Annotated in this window: 17 protein-coding genes and 1 pseudogene; 13 read left to right on the top strand and 5 right to left on the bottom strand. The window is 59.2% G+C overall.

What is annotated here, in order from left to right; genetic code table 11:
• Window positions 1-56: 56 nt before the first annotated feature.
• From K0F86_RS13895 to K0F86_RS13915, 5 genes and pseudogenes are all read right to left on the bottom strand, one after another.
• The gene (locus tag K0F86_RS13895; RefSeq protein WP_219134922.1) at window positions 57-878 is read right to left on the bottom strand and encodes a hypothetical protein; all 822 of its coding nucleotides are present in this window, start codon (window positions 876-878) and stop codon (window positions 57-59) included.
• Entirely contained in the window at window positions 875-2569 is a 1695-nt protein-coding gene (locus K0F86_RS13900; protein WP_219134923.1) for a hypothetical protein, read from the bottom strand. Before K0F86_RS13900 ends, K0F86_RS13895 begins: the two co-directional genes overlap by 4 nt.
• 3 nt (window positions 2570-2572) lie before the next feature.
• The gene (locus K0F86_RS13905) at window positions 2573-3727 is read right to left on the bottom strand and encodes a tyrosine-type recombinase/integrase (protein WP_219134924.1); all 1155 of its coding nucleotides are present in this window, start codon (window positions 3725-3727) and stop codon (window positions 2573-2575) included.
• A gap of 185 nt (window positions 3728-3912) precedes the next feature.
• A pseudogene (locus tag K0F86_RS13910) lies at window positions 3913-4155 on the bottom strand (magnesium chelatase domain-containing protein); the annotation flags it as partial.
• A gap of 111 nt (window positions 4156-4266) precedes the next feature.
• Window positions 4267-4515 carry an accessory factor UbiK family protein gene (locus K0F86_RS13915; protein ID WP_102122177.1) on the bottom strand — a complete coding sequence of 83 codons (249 nt, stop codon included), beginning with the start codon at window positions 4513-4515 and terminating at the stop codon, window positions 4267-4269.
• A gap of 269 nt (window positions 4516-4784) precedes the next feature.
• Between K0F86_RS13915 and K0F86_RS13920 the strand changes: the two genes are divergently transcribed.
• The 13 genes from K0F86_RS13920 to K0F86_RS13980 all read left to right on the top strand — a co-directional run bounded on the left by K0F86_RS13920 (window position 4785) and on the right by K0F86_RS13980 (window position 17559).
• Entirely contained in the window at window positions 4785-5552 is a 768-nt protein-coding gene (locus K0F86_RS13920) for a TorF family putative porin (RefSeq protein ID WP_219134925.1), read from the top strand.
• Between the two features lie 11 nt (window positions 5553-5563).
• Window positions 5564-5902, top strand: a complete 339-nt coding sequence (locus tag K0F86_RS13925; RefSeq protein ID WP_010393464.1) for a P-II family nitrogen regulator — start codon at window positions 5564-5566, stop codon at window positions 5900-5902.
• An 11-nt stretch (window positions 5903-5913) separates the two neighbouring features.
• Window positions 5914-7449, top strand: coding sequence for an ammonium transporter (locus K0F86_RS13930; RefSeq protein ID WP_306823201.1), 1536 nt, complete (start codon window positions 5914-5916; stop codon window positions 7447-7449).
• A 204-nt stretch (window positions 7450-7653) separates the two neighbouring features.
• Window positions 7654-8952, top strand: coding sequence for a glutamate--cysteine ligase (gene gshA / locus K0F86_RS13935; RefSeq protein ID WP_219134926.1), 1299 nt, complete (start codon window positions 7654-7656; stop codon window positions 8950-8952).
• 96 nt (window positions 8953-9048) lie between these two features.
• Complete coding sequence (gene gshB, locus K0F86_RS13940; RefSeq protein ID WP_219134927.1) at window positions 9049-10017, top strand: glutathione synthase; 969 nt, start codon at window positions 9049-9051, stop codon at window positions 10015-10017.
• A gap of 2 nt (window positions 10018-10019) precedes the next feature.
• Complete coding sequence (locus K0F86_RS13945; RefSeq protein WP_035824452.1) at window positions 10020-10424, top strand: PTS sugar transporter subunit IIA; 405 nt, start codon at window positions 10020-10022, stop codon at window positions 10422-10424.
• A 92-nt stretch (window positions 10425-10516) separates the two neighbouring features.
• Entirely contained in the window at window positions 10517-10786 is a 270-nt protein-coding gene (locus tag K0F86_RS13950) for an HPr family phosphocarrier protein (RefSeq protein WP_034749416.1), read from the top strand.
• Between the two features lie 44 nt (window positions 10787-10830).
• Window positions 10831-12573: a phosphoenolpyruvate--protein phosphotransferase gene (gene ptsP / locus K0F86_RS13955; RefSeq protein WP_219134928.1), complete on the top strand. Its 1743-nt coding sequence runs from the start codon at window positions 10831-10833 to the stop codon at window positions 12571-12573.
• Between the two features lie 132 nt (window positions 12574-12705).
• On the top strand, window positions 12706-13905 hold the full coding sequence (locus K0F86_RS13960) for a homoserine O-acetyltransferase (RefSeq protein WP_219134929.1): 1200 nt from the start codon (window positions 12706-12708) through the stop codon (window positions 13903-13905).
• Window positions 13902-14513, top strand: coding sequence for a methionine biosynthesis protein MetW (gene metW, locus K0F86_RS13965; protein WP_219134930.1), 612 nt, complete (start codon window positions 13902-13904; stop codon window positions 14511-14513). The genes K0F86_RS13960 and metW overlap by 4 nt, the downstream gene beginning before the upstream one ends.
• Window positions 14513-15772: an AmpG family muropeptide MFS transporter gene (locus K0F86_RS13970; protein WP_219134931.1), complete on the top strand. Its 1260-nt coding sequence runs from the start codon at window positions 14513-14515 to the stop codon at window positions 15770-15772. The genes metW and K0F86_RS13970 overlap by 1 nt, the downstream gene beginning before the upstream one ends.
• A complete protein-coding gene (locus K0F86_RS13975) occupies window positions 15753-16655 on the top strand; it encodes a M48 family metallopeptidase (RefSeq protein ID WP_219134932.1) in 903 nt (300 codons plus the stop codon). The genes K0F86_RS13970 and K0F86_RS13975 overlap by 20 nt, the downstream gene beginning before the upstream one ends.
• Before the next feature lies 1 nt (window position 16656).
• Window positions 16657-17559, top strand: coding sequence for a pseudouridine synthase (locus K0F86_RS13980; protein ID WP_219134933.1), 903 nt, complete (start codon window positions 16657-16659; stop codon window positions 17557-17559).
• Window positions 17560-17572 lie beyond the last annotated feature (13 nt).

The raw sequence follows: 17572 nt of genomic DNA on the forward strand, positions 1-17572 counted from the left end.
TCAGGAAAGCGGCGCTAACTAAACGATTGGCTGTGTCCGGTTATACGGGGGCAAGATCACCCTGCTTCTCGCAGATACTTGGTTTTGAGGGTTGTAAGATAACTGGAAGTAACTTCTGTTTTTAAATCGAATCTCTCTAAATTGTCTCGTAAATCGAGAAGACGTGGGCCATCTTGTACAATCTCGAACGCATGTTGGAAGATTTTAGTGAACACGTCGTCTGGAATCAATGGCGTTAAACCTGCTCCAGAGCTGTTACCACCGCCGGCCAAGACGTCGGCACTTGAATCAATCCAAGGGTGCTGACTCATAGCATCTTGAGTGTAATGGCTTAATTCAAAGACCTTCTCCACTGCAGCGAAGCGTTTGTATAGCGTTGTCGTGGCAACTGTGCGGTTCGAAGGATCGATAGCCCGATTCTTTCCACCGAGGGAGCAAAGTTTAGTACGTGCGAACTGTACATATGCGGAACAGGTCATCGGAGATATGTCGCGTAGCTTCGAAATTCCTAAGCTGTGAACAAAATTCAGAAAGTAGCTGATGTCTGTGAAGGTGGCCGAGGCCGTGGCTGCTTGGGGGCGGCGGGCATTGCGCACGCCTCGTCTTAAATAGCGATAAATTATCGCCTTAGTGACGTCCCGCAGCGGTGAGGGTACGGCTGAGAAGTCAATCTTGCACACTGACTTGCTCGTGCTGGCAGGGCTTCCTGTTAGCCACCATACGTCATCTTCATAGATGCTAATTATCTTAGGGAATCCGTCGATCCGACGCATAGATATAATGAGTTTTTCCCGCTCATCAAGTGATGTTGTTATAACATCATCTGGTTGAGATTGAAACTCATTTGGCGCCTCTGTAGCTTGACTGGCATTCGTCATGGCGAAACCTCCGTAAAGGCATCAAGTTCGGCTAGCAGCGATTCATTGCGCCAGAATGGGTGAGGATTTAGGCGTGCACGTCCACGTTCGCGGTCAACGATTTCACGCGTAAAGGCCCCACGAGCGATGCCTGCGTCCGCAATGTCGCGGTCTATGAGTCGTACAATGTGAGAGAGTTGCCGCCGCCAACGTTGGGCATTCATCTTGGCGCGCTCAGCAAGGATCCGCCAGTAGAAACTGAAAACACGGTAGAGGTCGTCGGCAGTGACAACATAGTTACGACAGCGAATGCAGTTCAAGAAGCTCATGCAGACCTCAGCATTCTTTTTCGGTGCATACTCACCTGTGTGTATATCAGAGCATTGGCCAACAGGTGTTCTTTCAGTTGCACCTAGAGTGGCAGTGAGCAGCTCATGAGTGAGGGCGATTCCAAGAAATCGCCAATTTTTAGTAGCGTTTTCGCTAGGGCGAAGATAGCTTACGTCTGTTACGCGGACAGTGTCTCCTGCTGCAGCGGCAGTGCCCGCCACATCGCCATCAAGAATCTCGTAAATGCGATTCACGAAGGTCTTCCTTAGCCGACTGACGTTGATTTGCAGTGGCTTTCCGTCAGTGTTCTTTAATTCATAACGGTTGACGAGCTTGCGAGTGGCGTTACCCAAAATTTTTACACCTACTGCCGAAACATCACCAACCTTGCCTTTGCCATGTCCGGTGGTTTGCATTCGGAAGAGGAAGACCCGGCCTTTGAATTCCTTAGGCGCAAGGTCTTGAAGTGTTTTTGCATGTTCGATCAGAATTCGAACCAAGTGTGCGACAGTAGGTCGCAGTGTGGGAACAGAGTCGAGATTAGGAGAAGGTTCTTCGTCTCTGATTGCAACCTTGCTAGGAAGGTAACCACGGCGCTTGAACAGAACGAGAAATGAAGTATTTGCCTTGGGATGGGGGACCAGACAGTCCAGTCCCATTTCTAGTAGAGGCGTGGTGTTTCTTCCTGTGTGTAATGCTATGACGAGCAACGCGAAGACTAAGAGATCGGCTGTCACTTTGACGTCTGATCGAAACAGGGGGGCGACTGCATCACGTAGTGCTGCCGAGAATGCTTTGCGCTCCGCTGTAGTCAGAGGTTTGGCCCCTCTGTTTTTCCGATGCTTTCCGGGAAAAGGGTTGGGGGGGAAGGTGGCATTGTCACCTCCGCGTACCTCTTCAATCAGACCTCTGTCGCATAGTGCCTTGAGGACGGCTTTAGCTCCATTGTAACGGCAAGCCTTCGTTGTGAGCTCAAGGTCTTCGCCGTCAAATGAACCTAAGTACCCATCGATTGTATCTCGGTTGATCTCCCTCAGTGTCAGTTCTCGTCTCAACGCCGCGCTGCGTAGCAGCAAGTAGCCCAATAGGTATTTGGCGCCTTGATGGCAATATGCGGCAACAGTCGTTTGGGTCAATTCGGCATCCTGTTTGGCCATGAACCGCTCAATCTGACGCTGATACGCATAAGTGATCTGGTCAATTCCGCATCCATACCATGGGCTGAAGTCAAAAGGCCCCATAGGGGTGCCTTTTTGGAACTTAATCACAGTGTTTGATGGAGGAATTTCTGGTGTACCAATGACCGCGCTTGGCTCCTGGAGCGCGCGCTCAATCATTGGAATTGAAAGATCTGTCTGAACAAAGACCTTGCGCTTGGGCATTGCTCAATCCTCTTTCCAAAAACTCAGTTCTTCGTCGTAGGCAAGAGCTGCATCAGTAGCAATCTGGTCGAGTAAATGAAAATATTCCATTGTTGTGTTAAGTGACGAGTGGCCCAGTTGTCGTTGGAGGAAAACCAGTGGCTGAATGCCCTTTCCACTGGAAGATCGCAGTTGTAAAGCGTGGAGGGTATGAGTCGCGTAAGTATGGCGGAGGATGTGAGGGTAAGCAGAAATGCCAATGCTTTTACCCAAATTGCGGACGATGGCCTCAATACCTTTCCCGCAGTCCGTGAAAGGTTGGCCATCCTTATTCAGAAATAAATTGGAGTGCTGGTCGGATGTCAATGATGAGCGTTCGCCACGATAAAGGGACTTGTACCGATAGAGTCCACGCATCACCTCGCGGTCAATATAGATTACTCGTGGTTTAGATCCTTTTGTTCGCATGCCACTGCCATCGGTCGGATCAAGAGTCACGCTGACATTGTTTCCGACGGCCTTGGACTTCCTAGGGTCGAAGACATACGCAGCGGGGAAGGTCGCAAGCTCTGCTCGGCGCATACCTGTAAGCAGGCCGGTGCGAATGATTGCCGCATGATGGACGTTGGTCGCTGCCCTTAACAGCAGGCGCGCTTGTTCCAAGGACAAAAACTTGATCAAAGAACGATGTCGGCGTGGCACTGCGGAAATACCTAAAGCAGTATTGTTGCTGGATGCCAAATGTGCGAAGAAGCCAAGCGGTCGATTAACGTGATGACGCCGATCATATTGATAGGGCAACGTGTCGAGCCAACCTTGTCGCAGTGCGTATTTGTAAAACTCACAGATGTACGTTATGCGCAGGATAACGGTGTTACGGGCTAGTGATGCTGTTCCAAAGCAATAATCTCTATAAGCAGCCAATAGGTTCTTGGTCTCGCCACGGTTTACATCGTTCCACGATAGTCCGTGGGCCTCGAGGAAACCAAAATAGTCGTAAAGCGACCTACTGATGGGCTCCCAGGAGCCCTTTGACTCTATCTGGGCACGAAGTAGATAAAAGCGCAGGAATTCGTTGACTTCCGAGCAACTACTCATGTCGCTGTTCAAAAGAATTGGGAAGCCCTTCCTCGACCGTCCGGCAATCACATACTCGCTAGTGGCGCTTAACAGAATCATGTCACAAACCTTCCTTTGGGCAAGCGTGCTGCTTGTTCAAAAGGAGGTAGTAGCAAACCAGCCTCTGCCATCGTTTGACGAATTGAGGCTGTCCTCCCCCCTGACTCCAACCGACCGTATGCATCAATAAGCTATGAGGCTGATTCTGCTTATCTTAATACCTAACACTATATTAGCACCATAACGAAGCGGCCCGATTCCTTGGGCAAGTCCGCAGGCGCCAGATTGGCCGTGATGCGCCGCGCCGGCATCTCGAAGCCGCAGTTTTGCAGCGCGGCGCGCACGCGGTCGCGCGATTCCTTCACTTCCGTATCCGGCAGGCCGACTATCGTAAACGAGGGCAAGCCATTGGCAAGGTGGACTTCGACACTTACCTCGGGTGCCTCCATGCCGGCCAGGGCGCGGCTTTTCAGGACGGCCAGACTCATCAGACTCCCCTGTGGCGCGAGCGCGGTCAGGATCAGTCTAGCGCTTGAAGCACTGTCAGGCTTGAGATATGCCAGCAAGGCCGTGTAAATCGCGACCTTGCTGGCGGTACTTTATGCCTTTGCTTCGTTCAGGCGCGTTTCCAGTTCGATCAGGCGCAATTCCAGTGCATCGAGCTTGGCGCGGGTCTTGGCCAGCACTTGCGCCTGGATATCGAATTCCTCGCGCGTGACGAGATCGAGGCGGGCGAAGCCCTGGGTCATCATCGATTTCACGTTTTTCTCGATATCCTTGGCCGGCGAGTTCTCGATGGCCTGGTGAATCTTGCCTTGCAAGTCGTTAAAGAAGGTATTCATGTCCATGGTCAGTCCTTTTATGGTGCGGCATGTGCATCGCACCATTGCGGTGCACAGCGGTGTTAATCTGGTGCGAAAATAGGCAAATCCACAACGCTTCAGCAGCCCATTCCCGCATGCCCAAGGGCTTGCAGGGTATGTATGGACGGAAATGCACCTGTCAAGGCGGCTGAGAGCTGGCACGTATTCTGCTAAAGAAGTGATGAACGCTTTGTGATCTCCAGCCAAGATTTTAAACCTCAACCGCTTTAAAAGTTCAATAAAAGGGAATCGCCATGAAGAATCTGTCCAAGAACATGACTTTAGCAGCAGCGTTGACGCTGGCCATGACCGCCTTGTGCGGTAGCGCCATGGCCCAGGATGCAGTGGCAGCGCCTGCTGCGGCCGAAGCCGTACCTGATAACGTGGTGAGCTACAACGTGGCGCTGACCAGCGATTACCGTTACCGTGGTGTGTCGCAAAGCCGCCTGAACCCGGCCGTCAGCGGCGGTGCCGACTATACCCACAATCCGACGGGCCTGTATGTCGGCACCTGGCTGTCGAGCATCAAATGGATCAAGGATGGCGGCGGCGATACCAGCCTGGAATGGGATATCTATGCCGGCAAGCGGGGCGAGATCAGCAAGGATTTCACCTATGACGTGGGCGGCCTGTATTACTTCTATCCCTCGAATGGGCTGAGCACGAATGCCAACACCTTCGAGCTGTACGGTCAGCTTGGCTATGGTCCGGCCTACATCAAGTACTCGCACTCGACGACCAATCTGTTTGGTGTCGCCGACAGCAAGAACAGCGGCTACCTCGATGTGGGCGCGAATATCGATATGTACGAAGGTTATCTGCTGAACCTGCATGTGGGCCGCCAGAAGGTCGCACATAACGATTCCCTCAGCTATAACGATTACAAGATCGGCGTGACCAAGGATTTCGGCGTGGTGACCGTGGCTCTGGCCGCCGTCAAGGCCAACATCACGTCGCTGGCACCGAATGGCAAGAACCTGGCGAAATCCGGTCTCGTGCTGACCGTGTCCAAAACCTTTTAAGCGAGACTGCCATGAAAATGATTACCGCAATCATTAAACCGTTCAAACTGGACGAAGTACGCGAAGCCTTGTCGGCTATTAATGTGCAAGGCATTACCGTCACCGAAGTCAAAGGGTTCGGCCGCCAGAAAGGTCACACGGAACTCTACCGTGGGGCTGAGTATGTCGTTGATTTCTTGCCAAAAACCAAGATTGAAGCGGCCGTCGACGACGCCATTGTCGACCAGGCCATCGAAGCGATCGAAGGTGCCGCGCGTACCGGTAAAATCGGCGATGGCAAGATTTTCGTCTACAACCTGGAACAGGTCATCCGCATCCGTACCGGTGAAACCGGCAACGAAGCGCTCTAAGGGGAATATTGATGCATAAAAATATAACAAAATTGCTCGCCGGGATAGCCTGCCTGTGTGCGTTTGGCGTCGCCACGCCGAGCTTTGCCGATGCGCCCGCCAAGACGGAGGCGGCCACAACCACGGCCGTCGCCGCCCCCGCCGTGACGCCCGTGCCTGACGCCGCGCCCGCTGCCGCCGCTCCGGCCCCGGCCGCTGCCGCGCCCGCCGCCGCGCCCGTCGCCAACAAGGGCGATACCAGCTTCATGATGATCAGCACCTTGCTGGTGATCTTGATGACCATCCCCGGCCTGGCCCTGTTCTACGGCGGCCTGGTGCGCTCGAAGAACATGCTGTCGGTGCTGATGCAAGTGTTCATGGTGTTCGCGCTGGTGATCGTGCTGTGGTGCATCTACGGCTACTCGATCGCCTTCACGGAAAAAACCGCCTTCTTCGGTGGCTTCGACCGCCTGTTCCTGAACGGTATCTGGGATCCGGCCAAGGGCACGTTTGCCGCCGCCGCCACCTTCAGCAAGGGTGTCGTCATTCCCGAGTTCGTCTTCGTGGCATTCCAGGGCACGTTTGCCGCCATCACCTGCGCACTGATCGTCGGCGCCTTTGCCGAGCGCGCCAAGTTTTCCGCCGTGCTGGCCTTCGTCGTGCTGTGGTTCACGTTCGCCTACCTTCCAGCGGCCCACATGGTGTGGTTCTGGACCGGTCCTGACCTGATCACCAATGCCGCCACCTCGGCCAGCGAAGCCCTGAAGGCGGGCTGGATCTGGCAAAAAGGCGCGCTGGACTTCGCCGGCGGCACCGTGGTGCACATCAACGCCGCCGTTGCCGGCCTGGTAGGTGCCATCATGATCGGCAAGCGCGTCGGCTACGGCCGCGAATCGATGGCACCGCACTCGCTGACGATGACCATGATCGGCGCGTCGCTGCTGTGGGTGGGCTGGTTCGGTTTCAATGCCGGTTCCTCGCTGGAAGCGGGCGACGTGGCGGCCCTGGCCTTCGTCAACACCTTGCTGGCCACTGCCGCCGCCACCCTGTCGTGGGTGTTTGGCGAGTGGATCAGCAAAGGCAAGCCATCGATGCTCGGTGGCGCATCGGGCGCCGTGGCCGGCCTGGTGGCGATCACCCCGGCGGCCGGCTTTGTCGGCCCGATGGGCGGCCTGGTCATGGGCTTGCTGGCCGGTGTCATCTGCCTGTGGGGCGTGAATGGCCTGAAACGCCTGATCGGCGCCGATGATTCGCTCGACGTGTTCGGCGTGCATGGCGTGGGCGGCATCCTGGGTGCCTTGCTGACGGGTGTGTTTGCTGCACCACAACTGGGCGGCCAGGGCATCTTCGACTATGTCACCAACAAGATGTCGGCGGATCCGTACTCGATCGGCCATCAGGTGTGGGTGCAGGCGCAAGCGGTCGGCACCACCATCATCTGGTCGGCTGTGGTCTCCGTCATCGCCTATAAACTGGTCGACATCGTCATCGGCCTGCGCGTACCGGAAGAGGAAGAGCGCGAAGGCCTCGATATCACCAGCCACGGCGAGCAAGCTTACCATGGCTAAATGATAATTATCTGGCATGCCAGCGCCCCGGCGCGGCATGTCCGGCTGGAAAAGGCGCCTCATTGAGGTGCCTTTTTTTCGTTGTGGGAATGGAAAAGGTCTTTAAAACAAGGCTTTTGCCCCGATTTGGGGTACTTACACGGTAATATAGTCGGCAGTTCTGTGTGCTTTTTTGAATACTGCACATAATTTAAGGATGTAACTATGGTTCCCCATCTCGTCACGGCCCTGACCGGACCGCTGCTCGACCTCGAAAAAAAGATTCTGGCCGCGACGCCGGCCATTGAGCGCTGGTTCCGCATGGAGTGGCAAGAGCACACGCCGCCCTTCTATTGCTCGGTAGACTTGCGTAATGCGGGCTACAAGCTGGCGCCCGTCGATACCAATCTGTTCCCTGGCGGTTTTCATAACCTGGCCACGGAAATGCTGCCCTTGTCCGTGCAAGCGGCCATGGCCGCCATCGACAAGTATTGTCCGGATGCCCGCAACCTGCTGATGGTGCCGGAATTGCACAACACCACGCCGCAATACCTGCAAAACGTGGCGCGCCTGATGCAGATCTTCCGCCAGACGGGCCTGCACGTACGCCTGGGTTCCTGGTCGCCCGAGATCACCCAGCCGACGCCCTTGGCGTTGCCAGATGGCAACATGCTCGTCATCGAGCCGCTCGTGCGCCTGAACAATGGCCGCCGCCTGGGCTTGAAGGATTTCGATCCGTGCACGATCTTGCTGAATAACGACTTGTCGGACGGCATCCCCGATATCTTGCAAAATATTCATGAACAAAGCCTGCTGCCGCCTTTGCACGCGGGTTGGGCCTTGCGCCGCAAGAGCAACCACTACACGGCCTACGATGAAGTGGTGAAAAAATTCGGCAAGATGATCGATGTCGACCCGTGGATGCTCAATCCCTTCCACGCCAAGTGCAGCGACGTCAATTTCCAGGAAGGCGAGGGAGAAGACGCGCTGGCCGCCAGCGTCGACGTGCTGCTGGCCAAGATCCGCAAGAAATACAAGGAATACGGCATCAAGGAAAAGCCGTTCGTCATCGTCAAGCCCGATGCGGGCACGTATGGCACGGGCATCATGACGGTGCGCGACGCCAGCGAAGTGCGTGACCTGTCGCGCAAGCAGCGCGAAAAAATGTCGATCGTCAAGGATGGCCAGCTGGTAACCGACGTGATCATCCAGGAAGGCGTGCCGACCTTCGAAAGCATCAAGGATGCCGTGGCCGAACCCGTCGTCTACATGATCGACCGCTACGTGGTGGGCGGTTTTTACCGCGTGCATGCGGAGAAGGGTGTCGATCAGAACCTGAACGCGCCCGGTTCGCAGTACGTGCCGCTGGCGTTTGCCCAGCAGCATGCCGTGCCGGATTTGAAGGCCAAGCCGGGCACGGCCGCGCCGAACCGCTTCTATGTGTACGGCGTGGTGGCGCGTCTGGCCTTGTTGGCCGCGTCGCTGGAAATGGAGCGCACGGACCCGAATCCCGAGGTGTATTGATCCCTCCCTGCGGCTGGCCGGGCGCGGTGACCACTGTGCCTGGCGATCTCGGCTAGAATCAAGCATTCCTTATCAGGCTCCCCGATTGGACGCACCATGAAAATTGCATTCCTTGCCGACCCGCTGGCAGGCTTCAAGACTTACAAAGATTCCACCTTCGCCATGATGCGCGAGGCGGCCAGGCGCGGCCACGCCGTGTACGCGTTCGAGCAGAAGGACATGGCGCTGGAAGAAGGCATCGTCACGGCATTGGTAAAACACATCGAGCTGACCGGCGACGAACACGACTGGTACAAGGTCGTCTCCACCGAGGAAGTGCGTTTGTCGACCCTGGACGCCATCATCGAGCGCAAGGATCCGCCGTTCGACATGGAATACGTGTACGGCACGTATTTGCTGGAACTGGCGGAAAAACAGGGCGCCTGCGTCTTCAACAAGCCGTCCGCCATCCGCGACAACAATGAAAAGCTGGCCATTGCCCAGTTTTCCGAATTCACCTCGCCGACCCTGGTCACGTCGGATGAAGCGCGCTTGCGCGCCTTCCACGCCAAGCACCAGGACGTCATCTTCAAGCCGCTCGACGGCATGGGCGGCACGGGCATCTTCCGCGTCAAGGCCGATGGCCTGAACCTGGGCGCCATCATCGAGACCTTGAGCGAGAACGGCGCGCAGACCATCATGGCGCAGCGTTTTATCGCCGACATCGTCAAGGGCGACAAGCGCATCCTCGTCATCGGCGGCAAGCCGGTGCCGTTTTCGCTGGCGCGCATCCCGCAGGCGGGTGAAGTACGGGGCAACCTGGCGGCCGGCGGCACGGGCGTGGCGCAGCCCTTGACGGCGCGCGACCTGGAAATCGCTGAAAAACTGGGCCCGATCCTGGCCGCGCGGGGCCTGATGCTGGTAGGATTGGACGTGATCGGCGACTATCTGACGGAAGTCAACGTCACCAGCCCGACCTGCTTCCAGGAAATCATGCAGCAGACGGGCTTTGATGTGGCTGCCATGTTTGTCGACGCCGTCGAGCATGGCGTTGCGCAAGCGCAGCAGCGTCAGACGGCGAAATGACCATGGTAGGGATTTTGCTCATGACACATGCACCGCTGGGACAGGCGTTCATCGCCGCCTGCGCGCATGTGTTTCGCGGGCCAACGGAACGTTTTGAAGCCATCGACGTCGTCGCCGACCAGGATCTGGCGGAAGTGCAGAAGCTGGCGTCGGACGCCATCTGCCGCCTCGACGACGGCTCCGGCGTGCTGGTGATTACCGACGTGAAGGGCGGCACGCCGTCGAACTGCTGCAACAAGCTGGCCGATGCGGGCCGGGTGGAAGTGATCGCCGGCATCAGCCTGCCGATGCTGCTGCGCGCCATCACGTATCGCCGCGACACGCTCGACGTGGTGGTGGAGATGGCGCTGGCCGGTGCGCAAAGCGGCGCCGTGCGCGTCGATAACCGCATCCGCGTGGGCGAATAAGGAAATGCATGGCCGCCGCCCCGAAGGCGGCGGGTTTTATAGGCCAAGATTGTCATCAGCGTAGCGCATTCAGGGATAGAGACCATACAAAAATGATTCAAAGAGAACTCGAAATCATCAACAAGCTGGGACTGCACGCACGCGCCTCCGCCAAATTTACCCAGCTCGCCGCCAAGTTCAAGAGCGACGTCTGGCTGACCCGCAACGCGCGCCGCATCAACGCCAAGTCCATCATGGGCGTGATGATGCTGGCCGCCGGCAAGGGCGCGAAAGTGACCCTGGAAGCCGAGGGCGATGATGAGCAGGCATGTGTCGATGCCCTCACAGCCCTGATTAATGACAGGTTTGGCGAAGGCGAGTAATGCCCGCCGAACGTAGCCGCAGCCGCATTCCGACAGGTCACCCCATGGCATCTTTCACGCTCCACGGCATCCCGGTCTCCCGCGGCATCGCCATTGGCCGCGCGCATCTGCTGGCGCCGGCCGCCCTTGACGTCAAACACTACCTGGTCGCCCAGGAACAGATCGAAGCCGAAGTCCAGCGTTTGCAAAACGCCATCGCCGCCGTCCACAAGGAACTGCAAACCCTGTGGAACGAGTTGCCGAAAGACGCCCCCACGGAACTGGGCGCGTTCATCGACGTGCACGCGCTGATCCTGTCGGACCCATTGATCGCCGAAGCGCCGCTCGACATCATCCGCTCGCGCCATTACAACGCCGAATGGGCGCTGCTGACGCAAATCGATGAATTATCGGCGCAGTTCGACGAAATCGAAGACCCGTATTTGCGCGAGCGCAAGGCCGATATCCAGCAAGTGGCAGAGCGCGTGCTGAAGGTCTTGCTGGGCACGGAACAGCTGCTGCCCAAGGCGGCCACCGCGGATGAGCAGGTGGCGCAGATGATCGTGGTCGCCCACGATATTTCTCCGGCCGACATGCTGCAATTTCGCGACCGCTCCTTCATCGGCTTCATTACCGACGTGGGCGGACAGAACTCGCACACGGCCATCGTCGCGCGCAGCCTCGATATCCCGGCCGCCGTCGGCATGTCGCAGGCGTCGATGCTGATCGAGCAGGACGACTGGCTGATCATCGACGGCGACGCCGGCGTGGTCATCGCCAACCCCAGCGCGCTGGTGCTGGAGCAGTACCGCGAGCGCCAGGTGGCCATGCAGCGCGCGCGCAAGAAACTGGGCAAGCTGAAAAAGACGCCGGCCGTCACCAAATGCGGTACCCCCATCACCCTGCTGGCGAATATCGAACTGCCCGAGGATTGTCCGTTTGCGCTGGAGTCCGGCGCCAGCGGCGTGGGCCTGTTCCGCTCCGAATTCCTGTTCATGGGCCGCGCCCACAAGATTCCCACCGAGGATGAGCAGTTCGAAGCTTACCGCAACACGGTGCAGTCGATGAAAGGGCGCGTGGTGACCATCCGCACGCTCGACATCGGCGCCGACAAGCCGCTCGACCAGTCCGACCATACAGCCTTGAATCCCGCGCTGGGCCTGCGCGCCATCCGTTACTGCCTGGCCGAGCCGCAACTGTTCCTGACGCAGTTGCGGGCGATCCTGCGCGCCTCGGCGTTCGGCAAGGTGCGCATCCTGATTCCCATGCTGGCGCATGCGTTCGAGATCGACCAGTCGCTGGCCATGATCGCGCAAGCCAAGGCCAGTCTGCGCGAGGAGGGCGTCAAGTTCGACGATGCCGTCGAAGTGGGCGCCATGATCGAAATTCCGGCCGCCGCGCTGGCCCTGCCCATGTTCGTCAAGCGCATGGATTTCCTGTCGATCGGCACGAATGACCTGATCCAGTACACCTTGGCCATCGATCGCGTCGACTACGAAGTGGCGCATTTGTACAATCCGCTGCACCCGGCCGTGCTGCAACTGATCTCGATGACGATCGCGGCCGGCCACAAGGCGGGCATCGACGTGGCCGTGTGCGGCGAAATGGCGGGCGACGTGAAGCTCACGCGCTTGCTGCTGGGCATGGGACTGCGCGAATTTTCCATGCATCCGGCGCAGCTGTTGGCGGTCAAGCAAGAGATCCTCAACAGCGACCTGGGCCTGATCGCACCGCAAATGCGCAAAATTATGCGTTCCATGGAGCCAAATGTGATCGCGGAAGCCGTGCAACAGTTGCAGCTCATGTAAACTGTCACCTATCAGCATCAGGACACATCGCGCGCGGCAAGAGGTGTCCTGATGCTACAGTTGCAGCACCTATCATCGCGGTGCCGCATCGACCATGGCCCGTGGGGCCACCCCCTTTATAAACCGACACACATGTCATCCATTGGAATCGTTTCGCCGCAAACCATGTATTTTGCGCAACCCCTGCAGCTGCAAAGCGGCGCATCGCTGCGCGACTATATGTTGATGTATGAAACCTACGGCACCCTGAACGCCGACAAATCGAACGCGGTGCTGGTCTGCCACGCCCTGAACGCCTCGCACCACGTGGCCGGCGTCTACGCGGACGAACCGAAAAGCACCGGCTGGTGGGACAATATGGTGGGACCGGGCAAGCCGCTCGACACGGACAAATTCTTCGTCATCGGCGTCAACAACCTGGGCTCCTGCTTCGGCTCGACTGGCCCCATGCACACCAATCCCGCCACCGGCAAGCCATATGGCGCCTCTTTCCCCGTCGTCACGGTGGAAGACTGGGTCAGCGCGCAGGCGCGCCTGGCCGATGAACTGGGCATCGCCCAGTTCGCCGCCGTGATGGGAGGATCTTTGGGTGGCATGCAGGCGCTGGCGTGGAGCATCATGTTTCCCGAGCGGCTGCGTCACTGCGTGGTGATCGCCTCGACGGCCAAGCTGTCGGCGCAGAACATCGCCTTCAACGACGTGGCGCGCCAGGCCATCCTGTCCGACCCTGACTACCGTGGCGGTGACTTTTATGCGCACGGCGTGGTGCCGAAGAACGGCTTGCGCGTGGCGCGCATGGTGGGCCACATCACGTATCTGTCGAATGACGACATGGCCGAAAAATTCGGCCGCAAGCTGCGCGACGCGGCGCAGACGGGCGACTACAAATTCGGCTTCGGCATCGATTTCGAGATCGAATCGTATCTGCGCTACCAGGGCGACAAGTTCTCCGAGTACTTCGACGCCAACACGTATTTACTGATTACCAAGGCGCTCGATTATTTTGATCCGGCGCGCGCGCATGGCGGCGACCTGGCCAAGGCCCTGTCGGGCACGAAAGCCAAGTTCTTCCTCGCCTCGTTTTCCACCGACTGGCGCTTCTCGCCCGAGCGCAGCCGCGAAATCGTCGAAGCGCTGGTGTGCAACCGCCGCCAGGTCACCTATGCCGAAATCGACGCTCCGCATGGCCACGACGCTTTCCTGCTGGAAGATGCGCGCTACATGAACATGGTGCGCGCCTATTATGGCCAGGTCTGGCACGACATCGGGACGGGCTTGCCCGTTCCTGCACCGCATACCGCCGTCCGCCAGGGCGCCAAGGAGACCGCATGACTTTTGACGAATTGAGCGCACTGCGCCCCGACCTGGCCTTCATCGCCCACTGGGTGCCGAACAACGCGCATGTGCTGGACGTGGGCTGCGGCGAAGGCGTGATGCTGCAGTATCTGCAAAGCGACAAGGAATGCAGCGGCTATGGCATCGAGATCGCCGACGACAAGGTGCTGGCCAGCACCCTGCGCGGCGTGAACGTGATCCAGCAAGACATGGAAAAGGGCCTGGCCATCTTTGGCGACAACAGTTTCGATACGGTGCTGTGCCTGTCGTCCTTGCAGATGATGAAGCAGGTCGAGCCGCTGCTGCGCGACATCGTGCGCGTGGGCGCCGAGGCCATCGTCTCGTTCCCCAACTTCGCCTACTGGCCGCACCGCGTGGCGCTGCTGAAAGGACGCATGCCCGTGTCGAAGTCGCTGCCCTACCAGTGGTACGACACGCCCAACGTGCGCTGCGCCACCATCAACGACTTCCGCGAACTGGCCGAGGAATGCGGCCTGGAAGTGATCGACTGCGTGGCCCTGGCCGAAGGCAAGATGGTCTCCGTGCTGCCGAACCTGCGCGGCGACCTGGCCGTCTTCCGCCTGCGTAAAAAAGCGGTGCATTGATGACCACAAGCCCGGCGCCTGGCTGGCGTTCCTACGTCAGCGGCCGCATGCTGGCCGTGCTGGTGCTGGGCTTCAGTTCCGGCCTGCCCCTGTTCATCCTGCTGTACCTGCTGCAGGCATGGCTGGCCAAGTCGGGACTGAACGTCAAGGCGCTGGGGCTGTTCGCCCTGGTGCAGTTCCCGTACATCTGGAAATTCCTGTGGGCGCCCCTGATGGACCGCTACCGCATCCTGGGCCTGGGACGCAGGCGCGGCTGGATGGCGCTGACGCAAGTGGCGCTGTTTTTTGCCATCGGCGCCATGGGCATGCTCGATCCGCTCACGCAGATCGGCCTGATCGCCGCCGCCGCGGGCGGCGTGGCTTTTCTGTCGGCCAGCCAGGATATCGTCATCGACGCCTACCGGCGCGAAATCCTGGACGATAACGAGCAGGGCCTGGGCGCCGCCGTCATCGTCAACGCGTATAAAGTGGCGGGCATGGTGCCGGGCGCGCTGTCGCTGATCCTGGCCGACCGCATGCCGTGGCAGCCCGTCTTCTGGATCACGGCCGCCTTCATGTTGCCGGGCCTCGTCTGCACCCTGCTGATCAAGGAACCGACCGTGTACGGCTCGCCGCCGAAGACCATGCGCGAAGCCATCATCCTGCCATTCCAGGAGTTCATCGCGCGCGATGGTTGGCGTAACGCAATGTGGATACTCGCCTTCGTATTACTCTACAAGATCGGCGACAGCATGGCCACGGCGCTGGCGACGAAGTTTTATCTGGACCTGGGTTTCAGCATGACGCAGATCGGCCTGGCCGCCAACACCACGGGTTTCTGGGCCAGCCTGGCCGGCGGCGTGGTGGGCGGCGTGTGGATGCTCAAGCTGGGCATCAACCGGGGTCTGTGGGTGTTTGGCGCGCTGCAGGCGATCGCGATTCTGGGATTCGCCTGGCTGGCGCAGGTGGGGCCGAACACCATGCTGCTCAGCGCCGTGATCGGTTTTGAAGCGTTCGCCAGCCTGGGCCTGGGTGCGGCCGCCTTTGTCGCGTTCCTGTCGCGCACCACGGACCCGCGCTACACTGCTACGCAATATGCCTTGTTTTCCAGCCTGAGCGCCGTGCCGCGCACCCTGATCAATGCCTCGGTGGGCTTTCTGGTCGCGGAACTGGGCTGGTTTTCGTTTTTCATCGTGTGCTTCTTCCTGGCCTTCCCGGCCATGATGATGCTGCCTAAAATCGCTCCATGGAGGTCTGCCAATGGCACCAATATCCCTTAAACGTTACGCCGTCCTGGCCAGCCTGTGCGCGGCCACCGCCCTGGCCCCCCTGTCCGCCCACGCCCAGCAGGCGACGATGCAGGATGGCATCAAGGTGCGGCCCTTGTCGACCTCGCGCATCTTTGCCGGCGGCGCCGACTTCAATGCAGAATCGAAGCAGCAATATACGCAGCTGGTCAACGAAGCGAAGGAAAAAAACGCGCTGGTGCCCGACAGCGACCCGCAGGTCAGGCGTTTGCGCGCCATCGCCCAGCGCATCATCCCGTTCGCCACGCGCTGGAACGAGGCGGCGGCCAATTGGAACTGGCAGGTCAACCTGCTCAACTCGGACGAGGTCAATGCCTTTTGCATGCCGGGCGGGCAGATCGCTTTTTACAGCGGCATCATCACTAAGCTCAATTTGACCGACGATGAAGTGGCCATCGTCATGGGGCATGAAATTTCGCACGCGCTGCGCGAACACTCGCAGGCGCAGGCCGGCAAGGGCAACCTGGCCGCCGTCGGCGCCAAGCTGGCCGGCGCCGGGCTGTCAGCCTGGCTCGGCGTCGATCCGAACATCACCAGTACCGCCACGAATATGGCGGCGCAGGGCGTGATGCTGAAGTTCTCGCGCGACGACGAACGCGAGGCAGATTTGATCGGCATGGACCTGGCCGCGCGCGCCGGCTTCGATCCGCGTGCGGGCGTGATCCTGTGGCAGAAAATGGCCGCCGTGAGCAAGGGCGCGCCGCCGGAATTCCTCTCGACCCATCCGTCGGGCAAGGACCGTATCTCGCAGATGAACAGCCACATGGCGCAAGTGCTGCCCTTGTACGCGCGCAGCAAGGGCGTCAGCGTGGACGCCTTGCCGCCGTACCGCAGCACCGCCATCGCGCAGCGCTAGGATGGCGAAACGTCACGCCGCCGCACCGTTGCCCCTGCGCGACGGCGTGGCGCCCAGTTATCTGTGGCTGCCGGAAGGGCAATGGCCGGACATGCTCACCTTTCTGATCGAGCGCTATCCGCAGATCGGCGCCGCGCAATGGCTGGACCGCATGGCGCGCGGCGAAGTGCTCAATGGCGACGGCGCCGTGCTCGGTCCCGGCAGCGCGTACAAGCGCGGCATGCGCATTTTTTACTACCGCGAGCTGGAACGGGAAACGCCGATTCCGTTCCACGAAGAGATCCTGTTCCAGGATGAACACCTGGTGGTGGTCGACAAGCCGCATTTTTTGCCCATGACGCCGGCCGGGCGCTTCGTGCAGGAGACCCTGCTGACGCGCCTGAAGAAAAACCTGGACTGCGCCGAGCTGACGCCGATCCACCGCCTCGACCGCGAGACGGCTGGCGTGGTGATTTTTTCGCGCCAGGTAGACAGCCGGGGCGCCTACCAGTCGCTGTTCCAGCGCCGCGAGGTGCGCAAGACGTATGAGGCCCTGGCGCCGCACCTGGATGGCCGCGATTTTCCATTCACCTATCGCAGCCGCATGGTCGAGGGCGAGCAGTTCTTCCTCATGCGCGAGGAGGCGGGCGAGCCGAACTCGGAAACCGTCATCGACGTGATCGAACGGCGCGGCGGGGTGAACCTGTACCGGCTGCACCCGCACACGGGGCGCAAGCACCAGCTGCGCGTGCACCTGGCTGCACTCGGCATCCCCATCGTCAACGATGCGTTTTATCCGCTGGCCCAGCGATGCCAGGAAGACGACATGTCGCACCCGCTGCAGCTGCTGGCGCGGGCGATCGATTTCACGGATCCGTTGAGCGGCGAGCCGCGCCACTTTGAAAGCCGGCGCATGCTGGCGTAAGCCGACACCCCCA

The sequence above is a fragment of the Janthinobacterium sp. UMAB-60 genome (genome assembly GCF_900095235.1).
Classification (GTDB): Bacteria; Pseudomonadota; Gammaproteobacteria; order Burkholderiales; family Burkholderiaceae_D; genus Janthinobacterium.